Below are 15,994 nucleotides of genomic sequence, written 5' to 3'. Positions count from 1 at the left end.
CTGACTCGCTGGCCTGGGGCACCCGGCACCTCCCTGCCTGGGTTCGCGAGCCTCCGCCGGACAGCGGAGACACCAGGTCGTGCGGGCCCGCTCAGGTGCGTCGGTGTCGGCCGACCGGCGGACCGTCGGGCACGGAGTCCAGGCCGTGCCCGCCGTCGAACAGCCCGCCCTCGCCACCGGCACCGGCCCAGCCCTCGTCACCGCTCCAGCCGCCAGGGCCGGCGGCCGTCATCCCGCCGCCGTGGGGCGCCGTGCCGCCGGAGAGAGCCATCCCGCTGCCCGGGAACGCGGTGCTGCCGGGGTAGGCCATTCCGCTTCCGGCGGGCGCCACTTCGCTTCCGGCGGGCGTCACCCCAGTGTGGGCAGGTGCGACCCCACTGCCGGTGGGCGTCATCCCGCCGCCGCGAGGTCCGAAGTCGTTCCCGCCCGGTGCCGCGCTGCCGTGCGGTGTCGCCGGTGCTTCGATGGCCGCCGCCGCCCGGCTGGCAGCCCAGGCGGCACCGCTCCCGGCCGCCCCACCACTGCCCCGCCGGCCCGCGCCGCTGCTACTTTGGCCCGCGCCACCGCTTTGGCCCACGCCACTGCTGATTTGGCCCGCGCCACCGCTTCCCCCCGCGCCACCACTTCCCCCCGCGCCACCACTTCCCCCCGCGCCACCACTTCCCCCCGCGCCACCGCGGCTTCGGCCCGCGCTGCGGCGGGGTGTGCGGGAGGAGGCGGCCAGTCGGGGAGCCGCCCCGGCGGTGGCTGGACGGCGGCGCAGTCCCAGGACCGCGCCGATCTGGGCGCCGACGATGCTCGCCACCGCCAGTACGGCGGAGACCGCCAGCGGGCGGTTCACCCGGTCGGCGGCACCGACCCGGGCTGCGCCGACCGTCATCGCTGGCGGTTGGCCCGCTGACTCCGTACCGCTGGGTGGTGCCGGGGCCACCCGCGGCGGTGCGGCTCGCTCGGGCGCCGGCCGGGGCGCGGGCGGCTTCGGCGCTGCGGGCCGGTCGACGACCCGGCCGGTGGCGTGCTGCCGGGCCCCCTGGTCGGCGGCCTCCGTTGGCAGGCGGAGCAGTTGGCCGGGGCGGATCCGGTCCGGGTTGTCGAGCTTGTTCAGCTTGGCGAGCTGTCGGTAGTCCCCGAACTCGTCCAGGTATCGCTCGGCCACCCCCCCGAGGTAGTCGCCACGTGCCACCCGGTACACCGGCGCGGCCTCGTCGTTCGCCGTCGGTGCACCGCCTGCCGCCAGCCCTGTCCCGGCCATGCCGAGCAGGCCGCCCCGGGCCACCGGCGCGGCCGTGTCCGGTGTCGTCGCGGCGCGGGTCGGCGCGGCCAGGGTGGTGACGGACGTTGCGCTCGGGCTCGCGTACACCGGAGTTCCGTAGATCGCCGCGGCGCTGGCGGCGGCGGGGCTGGCAACCAGGATCAGCGCGACCGAGCCGACCAGCGCGGCGGCGGCCTTCTGCTGGCGGCCCATCCCGGGCAGCTTCGGCGCCGGCCGGCGCAGGGTCTGTGCGCCCAACTCGACGAGGACGGAGAAGGCGAACGTGGCCCAGCCGAACCAACCGGCCACTGCCAACGCCCGCAGGAAGAGCTGACCGTCGTCCCGGCTGGTCAGCGCGGTGCCCACCTCGCTGATCGTGGGGAGGTGATCGGGCAGCGGGTTACCGGCGAAGGCGAGCAGCGCGATCGGCGCGCCGACCAGCAGCACCAGGAGCACGGCCAGCGCGCCGATGCCGGTGAGGATCCGTCCGGTCCGCCGTACGACGGACCCACCCGATACGGGCATGGCTGCCTTCCTTCCTACGGTGTTGCGGTGATGGCACGCGCGGTCGCCTCGCCGGTGACGGTGACCGTCTTCTGCTGGATGAACGGTCCGACCATCGAGCGGTGGTAGGTGATGGAGACGGTCACTCGGATCAGGGATTCCCCGTCGACCTGGGGGAAGTTCACCGTGTGGCCGGCGGTGTTCACGGTGGCCAGGTAGCTGGCGACCGCATCGCGCGCCTCCGGCTCGTTGATTCGCTTCGGTCCGCCCTCGATGGCGGTGGCCCGGTCGATGGCCTGACCGCCGGCCCGGGCCGCCTCGGCGGCCAGGTTCTGGGCGCGTTGCAGGGTGCGGAGCTGCCCGGCGCCGTCGAAGGAGAGGCCGATGATGGCCAGTACGCCGACCATCGTCACCGCGAGGAAGATGCTCACCCGGCCGTGCTCACCTGCCCGCGAGGGACTGGCAGCCGACGTGGTGGCCGTCATTGCCGACTCCGGTAGCGGTCGAGTGGGGAGGTGAACTGCGCGGAGATCAGCCGTTCACTCTTCATCCCGGGCAGGATGTCGAGGGTGATGTCCTTGAAGGACACGCGGCAGCTGATCGTCACCGTCACCGTGGCGTTCGTACCGACTGTGCTGCTGAAGGCTCTGTCGAAGCTGGACTCATTGCCGGGCGACTTGCCGCTGAATGCCGGGTCCAGGCCGTTGGCGCAGGCCAGGCCGTGCCAGTCCAGCTGTTTCTGGGCGGCCTCCCGCGCCTCTTCTTTGGCGACGTCGGCATTCCGGGAGATCGACGCGGCCCGAGCGGCGTCGTGCGCGGCTGCTTCGAGCGCCTCCGCGGCAACCGCGCTGCGCCCGACCACACCGGCCAGCACCATCAGCGCGATGAACGCGGGCGCGAGCACCGCCACCTCGATGGAGACCGAGCCCCGCTCGGCGGTACGGGTCATGGCGGGGTCACCCTCTCCACCGTTCCGTGGGCAGTCTGCTGTATTGCGAAGTCCACGCCCGGCACCACGGACAGGGACCGGCCGCTCACCGTGCAGGTCACGTCGGTCGTGGTGGTCACGCAGGTCGGGCCGGCCTTGTCCCAGCCCACCAGCCAACCGCCGGCGGCCCTCAGGAAGCGGGAGGCGCTGTCCACCCCGGCGCCGCTGCTCGCCTCGTAGGTCCGCTGCGCGTTGACGCCACTCTGCGCGGCGTTCAACGCTGTGGAGCGGGCGAGGAAGACGGCCGCGACCTGGATCGAGGCGAAGAGCAGCACCAGGATCAGCGGCATCATCACGGCCAGTTCCACCGGGTTGGCGCCCCGCTCCCGGTCGCCGGCCGCGAGGCGGCGCCGGGTGGCGTTGACCACCCGGCTCCACCTCGGGTACGCGGCTCGACGCATCCCGGCTACTTCGGGACCGTGTAGTCCGGGATGCCGTCCATCCAACCCTTGGCCTTGGTCAGGGCCAGGGCGGTGATGGCCATGGCGACGGCGACCAGGCCGGCGATGATCACCGCGGTGGGCACCGGGCTGTCGCCCCGTTCACCGTCCCGGCGCAGCTCGGCCAGGCGCGTCGTCACCACGACGTGCAGATAGCTGAGGATGGACATGGCGTTCTCCTTCGAGGGGGAGGGGTCAGACACGGGCGATGAACGGATAGAGGACGAACCCGAGCAGCACGAAGACGAGCAGCGCGCCCGGGATGTCGAGCTTGCTGGTCACCCCTTCGGCGCGCGTCAGGTTGTCGGTGCGGATCTGGTCGCGCAGCGAGTCGGCCCGGCTGCGCAGCGTCTCGTGCACCTGAGCGCCCTCGCTGCCGGAGGAGCGCATGATCGCGCCGACGTCGCCCAACTCCGGAATGCCGATCTTGTCGGCCAGGTCGCGCAGTTCGTCCCAGGGCGCGTGCATCTGCATCTGGGCGATCCGCAGCGACTCCTGGAGGCGGTCGAACACCCAACCGTCGCAGACCGCCGCCGCCCGCTCCAGCGACTGAACCGGCCCGTGCGCGGCGGAGAGCTGCAACGCCACCAGGTCGAGGTAGGTGCAGACGGCCTGGCGGAACTCGTCGCGGGCGGCGTTGGCCTTGGTCAGCACGGCGCGGTGCGCCAGCAGGCCGGCCAGCAGCGCCAGACCGAGGCTGCCCAGCACCGGCACGACCAGCGGGAACGGGATGCCGAGCACCCACAGCACCACCCCGAGCAGTGTCGGTGTGGCCAATCCGATCAGCGCGGAGAGCAGCACCGACAACGCGTACTGCTCGGAGGTCTGACCGATCAGGGCGAGCTGCATCTGCGGTGGCCGCAACCAGCGGGACATCCCGGTCAGCCAGTCGAGCCGCCGGGACGCGGGCGTGGCCACCCGACCGGTGCCCGGCGGCTGGTGCAGTCGGCGCAGCGCAGGCCCGAGCGCCGGTGTCGCCGGCACCAACTCCCGGACCACCAGGAACACACCCAGGCCGATCCCGGCGCCACCGCAGACCGCGAGGACAAAATGCCAGTTCACGATCATGGGAGCCGCCTTTCGTTCGCGACTGCGGGGCTCCGCTGCGCTGCACTCCTCGCGCTCACCGGGCTGGCCTTTCGTTCGCGACTGCGGGGCTCCGCTGCGCTGCACTCCTCGCGCTCACGCGATCACCTCGGCCGGGTTGGGCGCGGGCAGGAACCGGGCCGGCCGTTGCGGCTGGCTCATCGACCGCACCCAGGCCAGCAGGCCGATGAAGGCGGCGCCGAGGGCGGCCATCACCAGCTGACCCACCGGTGTGCCGTACGGCCTGATGTACTCGGTGTTGACCAGCCCGTACGCCAGGGTCGCCAGCGTCATCCCGGTGAGGAAGCGGACCGCGAACCGGGGCTGGGTGCGCTTGGCCTCGATCTCCCGACGGGTCGCCACCTCCGCGGACGCCGCACCCGCGATCGAACCGAGCACGTCACCCAGCCGCTCACCCCGGTCCGACAGGTGCAGGATCAGCGCCGCGACCACCTGGTCGCAGACCGGGTCGGCGATCTCGTCGGCGAACGCCAGCAGCGCGGAGCGGGCCATCCAGCCGGCCTGGAGGCGGGCGGCGAGCAGCCGTACCTCGTCCTCGACGCCGGGTGGCACGCTGCCGATCGTGCCGATGATCGACTGCTGGAGGCCCTGCCCGGTGCCGGAGACGTCCTTGAGTCGGCGGGTCCACTCGCCGACCGCCTCGATCCGGGCGATCGCCCGCTGCTCGGCCTTTCCCACTCCGAACAGCCACGGGGCGCCGGGCACCGCGACCGCCACCAGCAGGCCCACCACCGGCAGCCCGGTCAACAGGAACGCCAACGCGCCGGCGACCAGTGCGGCCACCAGCAGCGCCTGGTAACCCCGCTGCTCGGCCGGGGTGCTGCCCGGCCCACGCCACAGTCGGCTCAGCCCCGGCCCGCTGCCCGGGCGCGGCCCGGGGGGTCGGCGGGTGCCGACCAGCGCGACCACGGCCAGCAGCAGCCCGGCCACACAGGCGGCGCCGGACACCACCGCGATCAACTCCAGGCTGCCGAGCATCAGGTCACCCGCCGGGCCAGTTGGGTCTGCCGTGGCCGCCGCCAGGCACCGGCACCGGCCTCGACCCACCGGGTCAGCAGCCGCGCGTCGTAACCCACCCGCAGCAACTGGTCGCGGACCCGCTCCGGCAGGTGCCGGGGGACCGCACGACCGTCCGGGCCGGGCCCGAAGACAGTGGTGGTGGTGATCCGACCGGCTTCGCCGGCGCCGATCACCTCCTCCACATGCGAGACGAACCGGTGCTTCCGCCCACCGATCGCGGTCTCGTCCTCGATGGTGACGTAGACGATCAGGTCGAGCGCGTTGCCGGCCATCCGGCGGGCCTGGTCGACTGTCATCTCGCGGCCGTGCGCCAGGGCCAGCTCGACGATCCGTTCACCCACCCCGGCGGCGGTACGGGCGTGGATGGTGCACATCGACCCCCGGCTGGTGGTCATCGCCTGGAGCATCGGCACGATCTCCCGGGATCGCACCTCGCCCACGATGATCCGCAGGACGCCCATCCGCAGCGACAGCGGGATCAGGTCGGCGATGGTCACCTCACCGGCTGGGCGCCCGTCGAAGCCGCGCTCGCCGTGACCCTCCCGAGCCTCGAAGCTCATCACCGCCCGGTGCCGCTCCCGACGGCGGGCCGGGAGCAGCTCCCGACTCTCCTCCAGCAGCACGTACGGCTCGTCCTGCGGGATCTCGTTCATCAGCGCCCGGATGACAGTGGTCTTCCCGGCGCCGGCCAATCCGGCGACCATGATGTTCAGACCGGCGCGCATCGCCGCGCGGAGGAAGTCGCGCAGCAGCGGATCGATCATCTCGTCCAGGTCACCCCGGGCGCCCGCGAGGTCGTCGAGGCTCACGTCCAGGGTGTTGTGCTTACGGATCACCGCGTACGGGCGGTGGCTGACCAGGAACACCGCGGCCAGCCGGCTGCCGTCGGGCAGTTGCAGGTCGAGGGTGGGCTTCACTGTGGAGAGGGACCGCTCGGTCGCGCCCGCCCGACGGGCCGCCGCCTGGAGGATCTCCACCAGTTCGGCGTCGCTGTCGGCGATCGGCTCGGCCCAGTCCACCCCGCCGCCGTGCCGGGTGATGCGCACCTGGTCGCAGCCGAGGATGTGCACCTCCTCGATGGTGTCGTCGACCAGCAGCGTCTGGAGCCGGCCGAGCCCGACCAACTCGGCGGTCACCTGGTCGAGCAGCAGGCGTTCATCGCCGGCGGCCATCGGCGTGCCGGCCCGGCGCACCGAGTCCGCGTACGCGGCGACCACTGTGACGGCGAGTCGGGCCCGCTCGGTGTCCTCCTCGTCGACAGTGAACTCCCGGCCGCGCTGCCAGAGGGTGAGCCGCTCGGTGAGTTCCCGGCGTAGCTCCCGGACCACCTGGAAGTCCATCCGGGCCCGGGGCGGCGACTCCGGCGGCGGGGTCGCCACGGGCGTCGGCTGCGGCTGCGGCCCGGACTGGTGGTGCCGGCCGTTCGGCACGGCCAGGGGCGGCGCGGTGGAGGTCACTGCCGGTGGCTGCTGGCGCGGATCGGTGGAGACCGGCTCAAACCGCATCCGGCACCCCCTGCTGCACGGGCCACGCCAACCGGGCCCGCCGCCGTTCCAGGAGCGCCCCGATCGGGACCTCCAGCGCGGCCGCCGCGCGCATCAGCGGCCGACCGGCCCGCACTGTTCCGCCCAGGGCGAGCACCCCGGCGGTACGAGGATCGTGCGGCAGCCGTGCGATGACCGGCAGTTTCAGGGCGCGGCTGATCTCGGACCGCCCGTGCCCGTCGCCGACCAGCAGCAGCCGCAGGGTGCCCGGGGGCACCCGGTGCTCGGCGAAGTCCCGTTCCATAGTGGTGACCACCGCGCGGGTGCCGGAGAGGTCCGGCAGGTTCGCCCGGGTCACCAACAGCACCACCGAGGCGGCCCGCAGCACCGGCCACGGGGGCCCGGTCACGTGCAGCCGACCACAGTCGACAATGACGTCGTAACCGGGGGTGCCACGGTCGAGGGCGTCGAAGTAGTCGGCGAAGCGCTGCCAGAGGGGGGTGACGCTGCCGCCCTGGGCCGGGTCGACGAGGCCGGGCAGCAGCAGCCGTTCCCGGCGGGGCGCGTCCAGGTCGACCAGCTGGGACCAGAACGCGGTTTCCAGGTTGCCGTCGCGCAACTCGCCGACTGCCAGCTCTCCGATGCCGCGCGGGCCGTCCAGTTGGCCGCCGAGGTATCCGGCGAGGATCGAGCCGCCGGCCGGGTCACATTCGGCGACCACCAGCCGCCGGTGCCAGGCCAGCGCGCAGGCCAGCGCCGAGGTGGTGACGCCGGGCGAACCCTTAGCGGACACCAGCGCGATGATCGCCATGCTCAGGCCGCCTCGGTCAGCACGACGGCGAGCCGTTCCTGTGCGGCGAGCGCCACCACCGCCGGCACGTCACGGATGAGCAGCGCCAGGTACAGGACCTTGTCGTCGGTGGCCGGGCTGACCATGTCGATGACGGTGGCCGCGAACCGGGTGCCGGCGGCGGCCGTGTCTTTGTCGGCATTGGTGTCCGGAGTGCTGACCAGCAGCACCTTGTCGCCGGGGTGCAGTTCGCGGGCCGGCACCTGGGCGGTCTTCAGGCCGAGCGCGATCTGCTGCTGGCCGGGGCCGAGCAGCGGGTCGTCGGTGACCTGTCCCAGTGTGAGCAGCGTGCCCGGTAGCAGCGCGACGGCGGCCCGTTTGCCGACCACCTCGTCGAGCCGTGCGGCGGGCACCGGGCGCAACCCCTGGCCGCCGGCGACCTGCACGGTGACCAGGTCGGCGGCGCTGATCTCCCGGCCCACCTCCACCGGTCGGGCCACCGCCAGATAGCTGCCGGTGGCCCGCACCGAGGTGACAGCGAAGGCCGCGCCCAGCCCGCCCAGCGCGATCAGGAGGACGGCGAGACCGAGCAGCCCGGGACGGACCCGGCGCTGGCGGACCACTGTGGGCGGATTGACGGGTGCGTCCACCGACGGGGTCCCGTTGCGCGTCGCGAGGCTCATCTGGTGACCACCTGGAGTTCGTTGATCTGGATCTGCACGATGCCGCTGTTTCGGGTCACCAGGATTTCTCCGCTCTCGCCACCGCCGCGCCAGGTCACCTTCCAGTGGGTGGTGGCGGTGACGTCGTAGGTGTCGGCCTCCGAGTAACCCTCGTCGTAGCCGCAGTCGGGGGACGTGAGGCCGGCGCGACTGCCCTTCGGGTCGTACGGGGTGCCGGGACCGTCGCAGGTGACGTACTCGTCGTCGCCCATGTCCCAGACGATCCGGTCGACCTTCGCCTCGATGGAGACGGTCACGCCCCGGTCTGACGCGGACGCGGTCAGCGGGCCGAAGTAGCTGGGGGTCGGGGTCGCCCACATCCACACCGGCAGGCCGACCAGACCTGGACCGATGTCCTTGCGGGGTGCCACCTTCAGGCGCGCCGGCAGCAGGCTGATCGACGCCAGGGCGCGACGGGCCAGTTCCTCCGGGTCTGGCGGCGCGCCGAAGCCGGCCGGCGGGTCGGCCAGCGACACCACGACCTGGGCACCCAGGTCGCCGCCGTTGCAGGTCTGCAGATACCACTGCTCACCCTCGGGCGGCTCGACCGGCCCCTCGGTCAGCTTGTAGTAGCACCCGTCGCCGTTGTTGAACCAGCCCAGGTCCTCGTCGTAGCAGGGGATGGTCCGCCCGTTCCACTGGCAGACGCCGCCACCGCCACCGCCGCCGTCGTCCCCACCCCCGCCGTCGTCCCCGCCGCCCCCGGGACCACCGGGATTGCCGGGCTCGTCGTCCCAGACGCTGCAGTCGGGTTGGTCGGGTGGGCAGCCCGCTCCCGGGTCGGCCCGTAGGGCGGCGGCGGTCGGCGGGGCCGCACCGACCACCAGCAGGAGCGTGAGGCCGAGCCCGGCGAGCACCCGTCGGGTTGTCGCGGCCCCGCTCAACACGGCTGGTCCCGGTGCGTCGCACCGTAGTTGATCAGCCAACGGCCGTCGGGATAGCGGGTCGCGGTGGCGGTGGAGAGGTGCCTGCCGCCACCGCTGCCCGGGACCGAGCGCTTGTCCTTGGCGTAGACCAGCCGGTAGCCGGTCGTGTCCAGGCAGTCCTGGATCTCCACGGTGGCCGGCTTCGCGTCCAGGCTGACGGCGGTAACGGTCGGCTCGGACTTGAACGTCCCGGTACGCATAGCGCCGTGCTCCTTAGCCTCGCGAATGGACACCCGAACCCGAGTCAAAAGTGGATCACCGAGGAACCGGGACAGTTCCGGCGAACGCGGATCACTGCGCAGGCCCGCCGCGCGCGAGGCCGCGAGATACCCGGAGTACGCGTCAAGTGCCGCCTTTTCGGCAGCGCGTCGTTCGACGTCGGAATCGGTCCGGGGCCTGTTGTCGCGGACTTCCGTCGGCCGTTCGACCGCTTCCCGTCCGCTGGCGCAGGCGGTGACCGGCATCGCCGCCACGCCCACCAGCAGGCAGATTGCCGCTCTTCTGAGCTGCCGTCCGCGCACCGTCGAGCCTCCTCGTGGTCGCCCGGGGCGGTGACGGTTCACCGCCGTCGGGCATGCGGAAGCGCGCCCGGATCAGCACATCCGGAGCCGTTCATTGCGCTTCTGCATTCACCGTTACGGATCTTTTACAAATTCGGGGTCCTGTGTCGTCCGATGGTGAAGGTGAGGCTTGCGTCACACCCAAGGGGCGAGCATAGGCTGACGATCGCCGATGCAACAGAGGCAATTCAAGCGAACACTCTGCGTGATGACAGGTGGTGGTAGTGGGTGTCCGCACTGCTCCGGGGGCAATGGGCGAGAAAACTGTCGTTATTGGTGGGGCGTCGCCGCTCCGGATGGGTTGACCGGAGTCACGCCACCGGTCGCGGGAGTGGGACATCGCGGTCTCATCCCGGCATTCGACCGGCGTCGGCACCCTGTCGGCGGGCTGCCGCGTCCAACGGCACCCCTGACGTGGAAGCGGTCGAAAGCGCGCTCACAGGCTCCGGTCGGCACGTCGCTTTCCGCGCCATCCGCTACACCACTGCGAGCGTTCAATCACGATCCGTGTTCAGCATCGCGGGGGAGCAGTTGGCCGCAATGGAGGCGACATGGCGCTGACCGGCCCCCCGGCGGCCATCCCCGGTCGGGAGGACCCACCCGATCGGAGCCCGGCACCCCCGCCGTCCGGTGCTACGACGGAACCCCCAAGCCAGGCAACGCCCGGTTCGCCGAGCCAACGACCGGCGGGCCTCGCCTCGGCGGTGGCACGCAGCCGCGTTCCGACGGTATTCGCGATCCTCGCGATCAGTCCGCTGATGCGGCTGGCCGCGCTGCGCTACGCCGTACCCCCGGGTCTGCCCAGCCGGACCGGCTGCGACGCCTGCGGCGCGCCGGTGGGCCTGACCCGCTCCTGGCCGGCGCTGGGCCCGGCGGCCCGGTGCGGTCAGTGCCGCGCCCGGGTCGGCCCACCGCCGGCCACCGTCGAGCTGGCCGTGCTCGCGGCGGCGGTGCTGCTGGCGTTCGCCGGTCCGCCGGGCGGGGCGCTGCCGGCGCTGATCTGGTGGCTCGGCTGGACCATCCCGGCGATCCTCGTCGACCTGGCCGTGCACCGGTTGCCGGACCGGCTCACACTGCCCGCGGCGGCCGGGACCTGGCTGCTGCTCGGCGTGGCCGCGCTCGACGCCGACCCGGGCCACTGGCTGCGAGCCGTCATCGGCGGCGCAGGGCTGGCGCTCTTCTTCGCCAGTACCGCCCTGCTGCTCGGCCGCCGCGGCTTCGGGCTGGGCGACGCCAAGCTGGCGCTCAGCGTCGGCGCGCTGCTCGGCTGGTACGGCTGGCCGGTGCTGCTGTTCGGGCTGATGCTCACCTTCGGGCTCTCCGCCCTGGTGAGTGTGGCCCTGCTCGCCACCCGCCGCGTCAACTGGAGCACCCACCTGCCCTTCGGCCCGTTCCTGCTGCTCGGCACAACGGCCGCCCTCCTACTAGCGACCTGACCCCGCCCCGCCCCCGCCCCGCCCCGCCCCGCCCCCGCGATCTTGCACTTCCTGTCCCGGCATAAGGGGCGTCCCGCTCATATCGACAACCGAAAGTGCAAGATCGGCGTGGCGAGGGGGCACGCTCTCTCACTCCAGGTCGCGCTGCCGCTAGGGGCGGGAGCGGCTGGCCAGTTTGGCGACCGGGCTGTCGGGGCGGTTGGCCCGGCGGCGGAGCACCTCGCTGGTCGGGCGGGCCAGCAACGGGGTGACCACCACGGCGACCAGGGCGCCGAACAGCACACCAGCGATCACGTCGTGCGGGTAGTGCACGCCCACGAAGACCCGGGAGAAGGCGCCGAGTGCGGCCAGAGGCAGCGCGATCAGGCCGAGTCGGCGGGAGAGCAGCAACGTGGTGACCGCCAGCGCGCCGGCGATGGTGGCGTGGTTGCTGGGGAACGACCAGTCGCCCGGCGGTGGGCAGGCACCCGCGATGATCTCCCGACCGATCGTCCGGCAGGGCCGATCCTGGTCCACCACCGTCTTGAAGAACTCGCTGCCCACGTACGCCAGGAGGGCCGGCACCGGCGCGATCAGGGCGAGTGCCCGATCGTGCGGGCCGCCGGACCGGCGGCTCAGCGCGGCCATCACCAGCAGCGCGCCGAGTAGCAGGATCACCCCCTCGGTGGCGTGTCCGACGAACCACTGCACCGGCTCTGGGCTGCCGGCGGCGGCGTCGACGACGTCGTCGTACCACTCAGCGCTGATCTCCGGAACGTCCATGCTGCCGTTGTCGACCATGCATCACCTCACTTCACGTTCATACCCTGTTCACCTTGGGCACACCCTAGGAACGCGCCAGAGGGCATCGCTGCTGTCGAAGGTCGGGTGGTCCCTCAGACCTTCGTCCAGGATTCGCACAGCCGGCTCTGGTTGGCTGTTGCAGGACGTCGACATCGACAGGAGGCCTCGTGCAGACCGGTTCGGCCACCGATCAACAGCAGCCCACCGCTGCGGCGGACGACGAGACCTGGCGGATCCGGCGTACGGAGGCCGACGTGGACCGGCTCGGCGAAACCGAGTCGATTTTCGCGTTGGGCAACGGGTGGATCGGCTGGCGCGGGGTGCTCGACGAGGGTGCCCCGTGCGGGATGCCGGGCAGTTACGTCAGTGGCTTCCACGAGCGGCGCGAGCTGAGCTATCCCGAGGAGGGGTACGGGTTCCCGCAAGCCAGTGACACCGTCATCAGCGCACCGAACGCCGCGCTGATCCGACTCTGGGTCGACGACGAGCCGTTGGACCTCCGGACCGGGATGCTGCGCAGCCACGAACGGGTGCTCGACCTGCGTACCGGCGTGCTGCGCCGGGAGACCGAGTGGATCTCGCCGGCCGGGCGGGGCGTACGCATCCGCAGCACCCGGCTGGTGTCCCTGCCGCGTCGCCCGGTGGCCGCCGTCCAGTACGAGGTCGAGCCGTTGGACACCGCCGTCGAGCTGCGGGTCTGTTCGGATCTGCTGGCCAACGAGAAGGTGCCGGAGCGTTCGGACGACCCTCGGGCCGCCTCGGTGCCCACCGACCCGCTGACCGCCGAGACGCACCGTGCGACAGGCCTCGACGGCGTGCTGGTGCACCGCACCGAGCGCAGCGGCCAGCGCGTCGCGGTCGCTGTCAGTCACCTGCTGGAGTGCCCAGGCACTGTGACGACCAGCGGTGACTGCACCCCGGACCGGGTACGACTGACAGTGACGGGTCGCCTGCACCCGGGGGAGCGGTTGCGGCTGACGAAGTTCGCCGCCTACGAGTGGGCGGCGCTCGACGCGACGCCCGCCGACGAGTTGGCCGCCCTGGTCGCCGCCGAGGCGGACGCGGCGCGCGCGGACGGCTTCGCCGCCCTGCTCACCGACCAGCGCGCCGCCCTGGACGCGGCGTGGCAGGTCGCCGACGTGCAGCTCGACGGCGATCCGGAGCTTCAGCAGGCCGTTCGGTTCGCGATGTTCCACCTGATCCAGGCCGGTCGCCCGGACTCCGACCGGACCATCTCGGCCAAGGGGTTGACCGGCAACGGCTACGACGGGCACGTCCTCTGGGACACCGAGAGTTACGTCCTGCCGGTGCTGACCTACCTGGCTCCGACGGTGGCCCGCTCGGCGTTGAGGTGGCGGCACGCCCACCTGCCCGAGGCGCGGGAGCGGGCCGCCGAGCTGCGGTTGACCGGCGCGACCTTCCCGTGGCGCACCATCGGCGGCCGGGAAAGCTCCGGCTACTGGCCGGCGGGCACCGCCGCGCTGCACGTCAACGCCGACATCGCCGACGCGGTGCTGCGCTACCTGGCGGCCACCGACGACAAGCGGTTCCTGGCGGAGGCGGGGCTGGAACTGCTGGTGGAAACCGCCCGGCTCTGGCACGGCTTCGGCCACTGGTCGGACGAGGGCGACTTCCACCTGCACGGGGTTACCGGCCCGGACGAGTACGCGGCACTGGTCGACGACAACGTGTTCACCAACCTGATGGCGAAGCGCAATCTGCGCGGCGCGGCGGACGCCGCCGAGGCGCATCCCGAGCTGGCCGGCCGGCTCGGCGTGGGCCGTGACGAGGTGGCCGGCTGGCGGGCCGCCGCCGACGCAATGGCCGTCCCGTACGACAGCGAGCGTGGGGTGCACCAGCAGGCCGCCGGCTTCACCGACCAGCCCGAGTGGGACTTCGCGAACACCGGCGACGACGACTACCCCCTGCTGCTGCACTTCCCGTACCTGGAGCTGTACCGCAAGCAGGTGGTGAAGCAGGCCGATCTGGTGCTGGCCATGCAGCTCTGCCCCGGTGAGTTCACCGCCGACGAGAAGGCCCGCAACCTGGCCTACTACCAGGCCCGCACGGTCCGCGACTCGTCGCTGTCGGCGGCACCGCAGGCCGTGCTGGCCGCCGAGGCCGGGCACCTGGATCTGGCGTACGACCTGTTCGCCGAGTCTGTCCTGCAGGACCTGGCCGACCTGGGTGACAAGACCGCCGACGGGCTGCACCTGGCCTCGCTGGCCGGCGCGTGGCTGGCGCTGGTGCAGGGCTTCGGTGGGCTGCGCGACGATCGGAGGGTGCTCTCCTTCGACCCCCGGCTGCCGCGCCGGATCGACCGGCTGGCGTTCAGCCTGCGCTGGCGCGGCCACCGGCTGCGGGTCACGTTGACTCCCGCCGAGGCCCGCTACGAGCTGCCCGACGCCGCCGCGGATGCCGAGGTCGAGCTGTGGCACCACGGCGAGTCGTTGCGGGTCACCGGTGCCGAGCCGGTCACCCGGCAGATGCCACCGGTGCCCGACCCCGGCCCGGAGCCGCCCTCCCCGCCCGGCCGCCGCCCCACCCGCCGCTCGGCCGACTGAGCCCGCTGCCGCCTCAGATCGACGCGGGACCGCCGGCCATCCGCTCGCGGACGGCCTCCAGCGCCTCGAAGGCGTACGCCCAGTTGTGGCACTTGAAGCTGCGCAGACCGTCGATAGCCGTGTGACAGTCGGAGCAGCGCACCCCGGCGATGGCATCCGGGATCTCGGTGTTGACGTACTTGCGCTCGCCCAGGATGACCGTGGCGATCATGGCCTTGTCGTGCAGGCCGGAGAGCGCCGACGAGACGATGTCGTACCAGGTGACCCGGCGGCGGCACTTCGGGCAGTCGGGTTCGTCGCCGCTGACCCAGAGCGGGGCGCCGATGCTGCGCGCCGGCATGCCGAGCAGTTTCTCCAGCCGCCGGACGTCCGACTCGGGGGTGGTCCAGCGGTGTCGGCCGGGCAGTGATGCGGGCGAGTCGTACACGGCGCGGAACAGGTCGTTGTCGACCTGCACTGTCTCGCGCTGAGCGGTCATCGGCGTCCCTCCTCGTTGAGTCGGTGCCCCCACCGTGGTCAGCGGTGACCATGGGCGCAGCCGGATCAACGACACGAGGGGTCAGCGGGTCGTCGCCGCGGGTGCTAGACATCGATTTCCGCGCTCGCCGCCGAAGGGATCCCGCATGACCGATCAGCCGGCACCTGACGTCACCACCAGACCCAACGTCGCCCGGATGTACGACTACTTCCTCGGGGGCAGCCACAACTTCCCGGCCGACCGGGCGGCCGCCGACCGGGTGCTGGAGATCTTCCCGGAGACCGGGGTCGCCGCTCAGACGAACCGGCACTTCCTGCGCCGAGCCGTCCGGTACGCCGCCGAGCAGGGCGTACGCCAGTTCCTGGACATTGGCGCCGGGCTGCCCACCCAGGATGCCGTGCACGAGGTGGTGCGGGCCGTGGCGCCCGACGCGCGGGTGGTCTACGTCGACTACGACGAGGTGGCCGTCGGGTACGCCCGGCAGTTGCTGACGGGTGTACCCGCCACCGCTGTCGTTCAGGGCGACCTGCGGCGGCCGGACGAGCTGCTGGCCCACCCGGACGTGCGGGCCACCCTCGACCTGGACCAACCGGTGGCGGTGCTGCTCCTCGCGGTGCTGCACTTCGTGCCGGACCAGGACGACCCGTGGGCGGCGATCGCCCGGCTACGCGACGCCACAGTGCCCGGCAGTCACCTGGTGCTGTCCCACCTGACGTTGGACGGCATCTCGCCGGAACTGGCCGAGCGCGGCCAGGCCGTCTACCGCAACAGCAGCGCACCGCTGGTGCCCCGGACGCGCGCCGAGACGGCACGCTTCTTCGCCGGGTACGACCTGGTGGAACCCGGCCTGGTCGCCACCACCCGGTGGCGACCGGACGGCGAGCCGGAGACCGTGGACGCCCACGGGTACGCGGGGGTCGCCGTCCGCCGCTGACAGCGC

16 protein-coding genes and 1 pseudogene are annotated in these 15,994 nt (G+C 72.5%); 3 read left to right on the top strand and 14 right to left on the bottom strand.

Annotated elements, in window-relative coordinates; genetic code table 11:
* Window positions 1–742: 742 nt before the first annotated feature.
* From OG992_RS19890 to OG992_RS19835, 12 genes and pseudogenes are all read right to left on the bottom strand, one after another.
* A pseudogene (locus tag OG992_RS19890) lies at window positions 743–1,777 on the bottom strand (LysM peptidoglycan-binding domain-containing protein); the annotation flags it as partial.
* Window positions 1,778–1,791: 14 nt separating this feature from the next.
* Window positions 1,792–2,241 (bottom strand): pilus assembly protein TadG-related protein, encoded by a 450-nt coding sequence (locus OG992_RS19885; protein WP_238685329.1) that lies wholly within the window; start codon window positions 2,239–2,241, stop codon window positions 1,792–1,794.
* Window positions 2,238–2,705, bottom strand: a complete 468-nt coding sequence (locus OG992_RS19880; RefSeq protein ID WP_238685330.1) for a TadE/TadG family type IV pilus assembly protein — start codon at window positions 2,703–2,705, stop codon at window positions 2,238–2,240. Before OG992_RS19880 ends, OG992_RS19885 begins: the two co-directional genes overlap by 4 nt.
* A complete protein-coding gene (locus OG992_RS19875; RefSeq protein WP_266304011.1) occupies window positions 2,702–3,145 on the bottom strand; it encodes a TadE family protein in 444 nt (147 codons plus the stop codon). Before OG992_RS19875 ends, OG992_RS19880 begins: the two co-directional genes overlap by 4 nt.
* 5 nt (window positions 3,146–3,150) lie before the next feature.
* Window positions 3,151–3,354, bottom strand: coding sequence for a hypothetical protein (locus OG992_RS19870; RefSeq protein WP_210784183.1), 204 nt, complete (start codon window positions 3,352–3,354; stop codon window positions 3,151–3,153).
* 25 nt (window positions 3,355–3,379) lie between these two features.
* A complete protein-coding gene (locus OG992_RS19865; protein WP_266304010.1) occupies window positions 3,380–4,252 on the bottom strand; it encodes a type II secretion system F family protein in 873 nt (290 codons plus the stop codon).
* A 114-nt stretch (window positions 4,253–4,366) separates the two neighbouring features.
* Window positions 4,367–5,269 carry a type II secretion system F family protein gene (locus OG992_RS19860; protein WP_238685333.1) on the bottom strand — a complete coding sequence of 301 codons (903 nt, stop codon included), beginning with the start codon at window positions 5,267–5,269 and terminating at the stop codon, window positions 4,367–4,369.
* A complete protein-coding gene (locus tag OG992_RS19855; RefSeq protein WP_266304009.1) occupies window positions 5,269–6,816 on the bottom strand; it encodes an ATPase, T2SS/T4P/T4SS family in 1,548 nt (515 codons plus the stop codon). The genes OG992_RS19860 and OG992_RS19855 overlap by 1 nt, the downstream gene beginning before the upstream one ends.
* The gene (locus tag OG992_RS19850) at window positions 6,806–7,606 is read right to left on the bottom strand and encodes a ParA family protein (RefSeq protein ID WP_266304008.1); all 801 of its coding nucleotides are present in this window, start codon (window positions 7,604–7,606) and stop codon (window positions 6,806–6,808) included. The genes OG992_RS19855 and OG992_RS19850 overlap by 11 nt, the downstream gene beginning before the upstream one ends.
* Window positions 7,607–7,608: 2 nt before the next feature.
* On the bottom strand, window positions 7,609–8,268 hold the full coding sequence (locus tag OG992_RS19845) for an SAF domain-containing protein (RefSeq protein ID WP_266304007.1): 660 nt from the start codon (window positions 8,266–8,268) through the stop codon (window positions 7,609–7,611).
* Complete coding sequence (locus tag OG992_RS19840; RefSeq protein ID WP_266304006.1) at window positions 8,265–9,194, bottom strand: hypothetical protein; 930 nt, start codon at window positions 9,192–9,194, stop codon at window positions 8,265–8,267. The genes OG992_RS19845 and OG992_RS19840 overlap by 4 nt, the downstream gene beginning before the upstream one ends.
* Window positions 9,188–9,754: a hypothetical protein gene (locus OG992_RS19835; RefSeq protein ID WP_266304005.1), complete on the bottom strand. Its 567-nt coding sequence runs from the start codon at window positions 9,752–9,754 to the stop codon at window positions 9,188–9,190. Before OG992_RS19835 ends, OG992_RS19840 begins: the two co-directional genes overlap by 7 nt.
* Window positions 9,755–10,551: 797 nt before the next feature.
* Here OG992_RS19835 and OG992_RS19830 point away from each other — a divergent pair.
* Window positions 10,552–11,229 (top strand): A24 family peptidase, encoded by a 678-nt coding sequence (locus tag OG992_RS19830; protein WP_238685426.1) that lies wholly within the window; start codon window positions 10,552–10,554, stop codon window positions 11,227–11,229.
* Window positions 11,230–11,379: 150 nt separating this feature from the next.
* Here OG992_RS19830 and OG992_RS19825 read toward each other — a convergent pair whose 3' ends face one another.
* Window positions 11,380–12,009, bottom strand: coding sequence for a phosphatase PAP2 family protein (locus OG992_RS19825; protein ID WP_266304004.1), 630 nt, complete (start codon window positions 12,007–12,009; stop codon window positions 11,380–11,382).
* Between the two features lie 170 nt (window positions 12,010–12,179).
* Here OG992_RS19825 and OG992_RS19820 point away from each other — a divergent pair, with 170 nt between their 5' ends.
* The gene (locus OG992_RS19820; RefSeq protein ID WP_266304003.1) at window positions 12,180–14,576 is read left to right on the top strand and encodes a glycoside hydrolase family 65 protein; all 2,397 of its coding nucleotides are present in this window, start codon (window positions 12,180–12,182) and stop codon (window positions 14,574–14,576) included.
* Between the two features lie 13 nt (window positions 14,577–14,589).
* On the opposite strand, the gene OG992_RS19815 is transcribed toward OG992_RS19820, so the two are convergent.
* Window positions 14,590–15,054, bottom strand: coding sequence for a hypothetical protein (locus OG992_RS19815; RefSeq protein WP_238685340.1), 465 nt, complete (start codon window positions 15,052–15,054; stop codon window positions 14,590–14,592).
* A gap of 145 nt (window positions 15,055–15,199) precedes the next feature.
* Between OG992_RS19815 and OG992_RS19810 the strand changes: the two genes are divergently transcribed.
* Window positions 15,200–15,988: an SAM-dependent methyltransferase gene (locus tag OG992_RS19810; protein ID WP_266304002.1), complete on the top strand. Its 789-nt coding sequence runs from the start codon at window positions 15,200–15,202 to the stop codon at window positions 15,986–15,988.
* The last annotated feature ends 6 nt before the right edge of the window (window positions 15,989–15,994 follow it).

The organism is Micromonospora sp. NBC_00362 (genome assembly GCF_026342155.1).
Classification (GTDB): Bacteria; Actinomycetota; Actinomycetes; order Mycobacteriales; family Micromonosporaceae; genus Micromonospora; species Micromonospora hortensis.
This window is presented reverse-complemented; position numbering and strand designations above follow the sequence as displayed.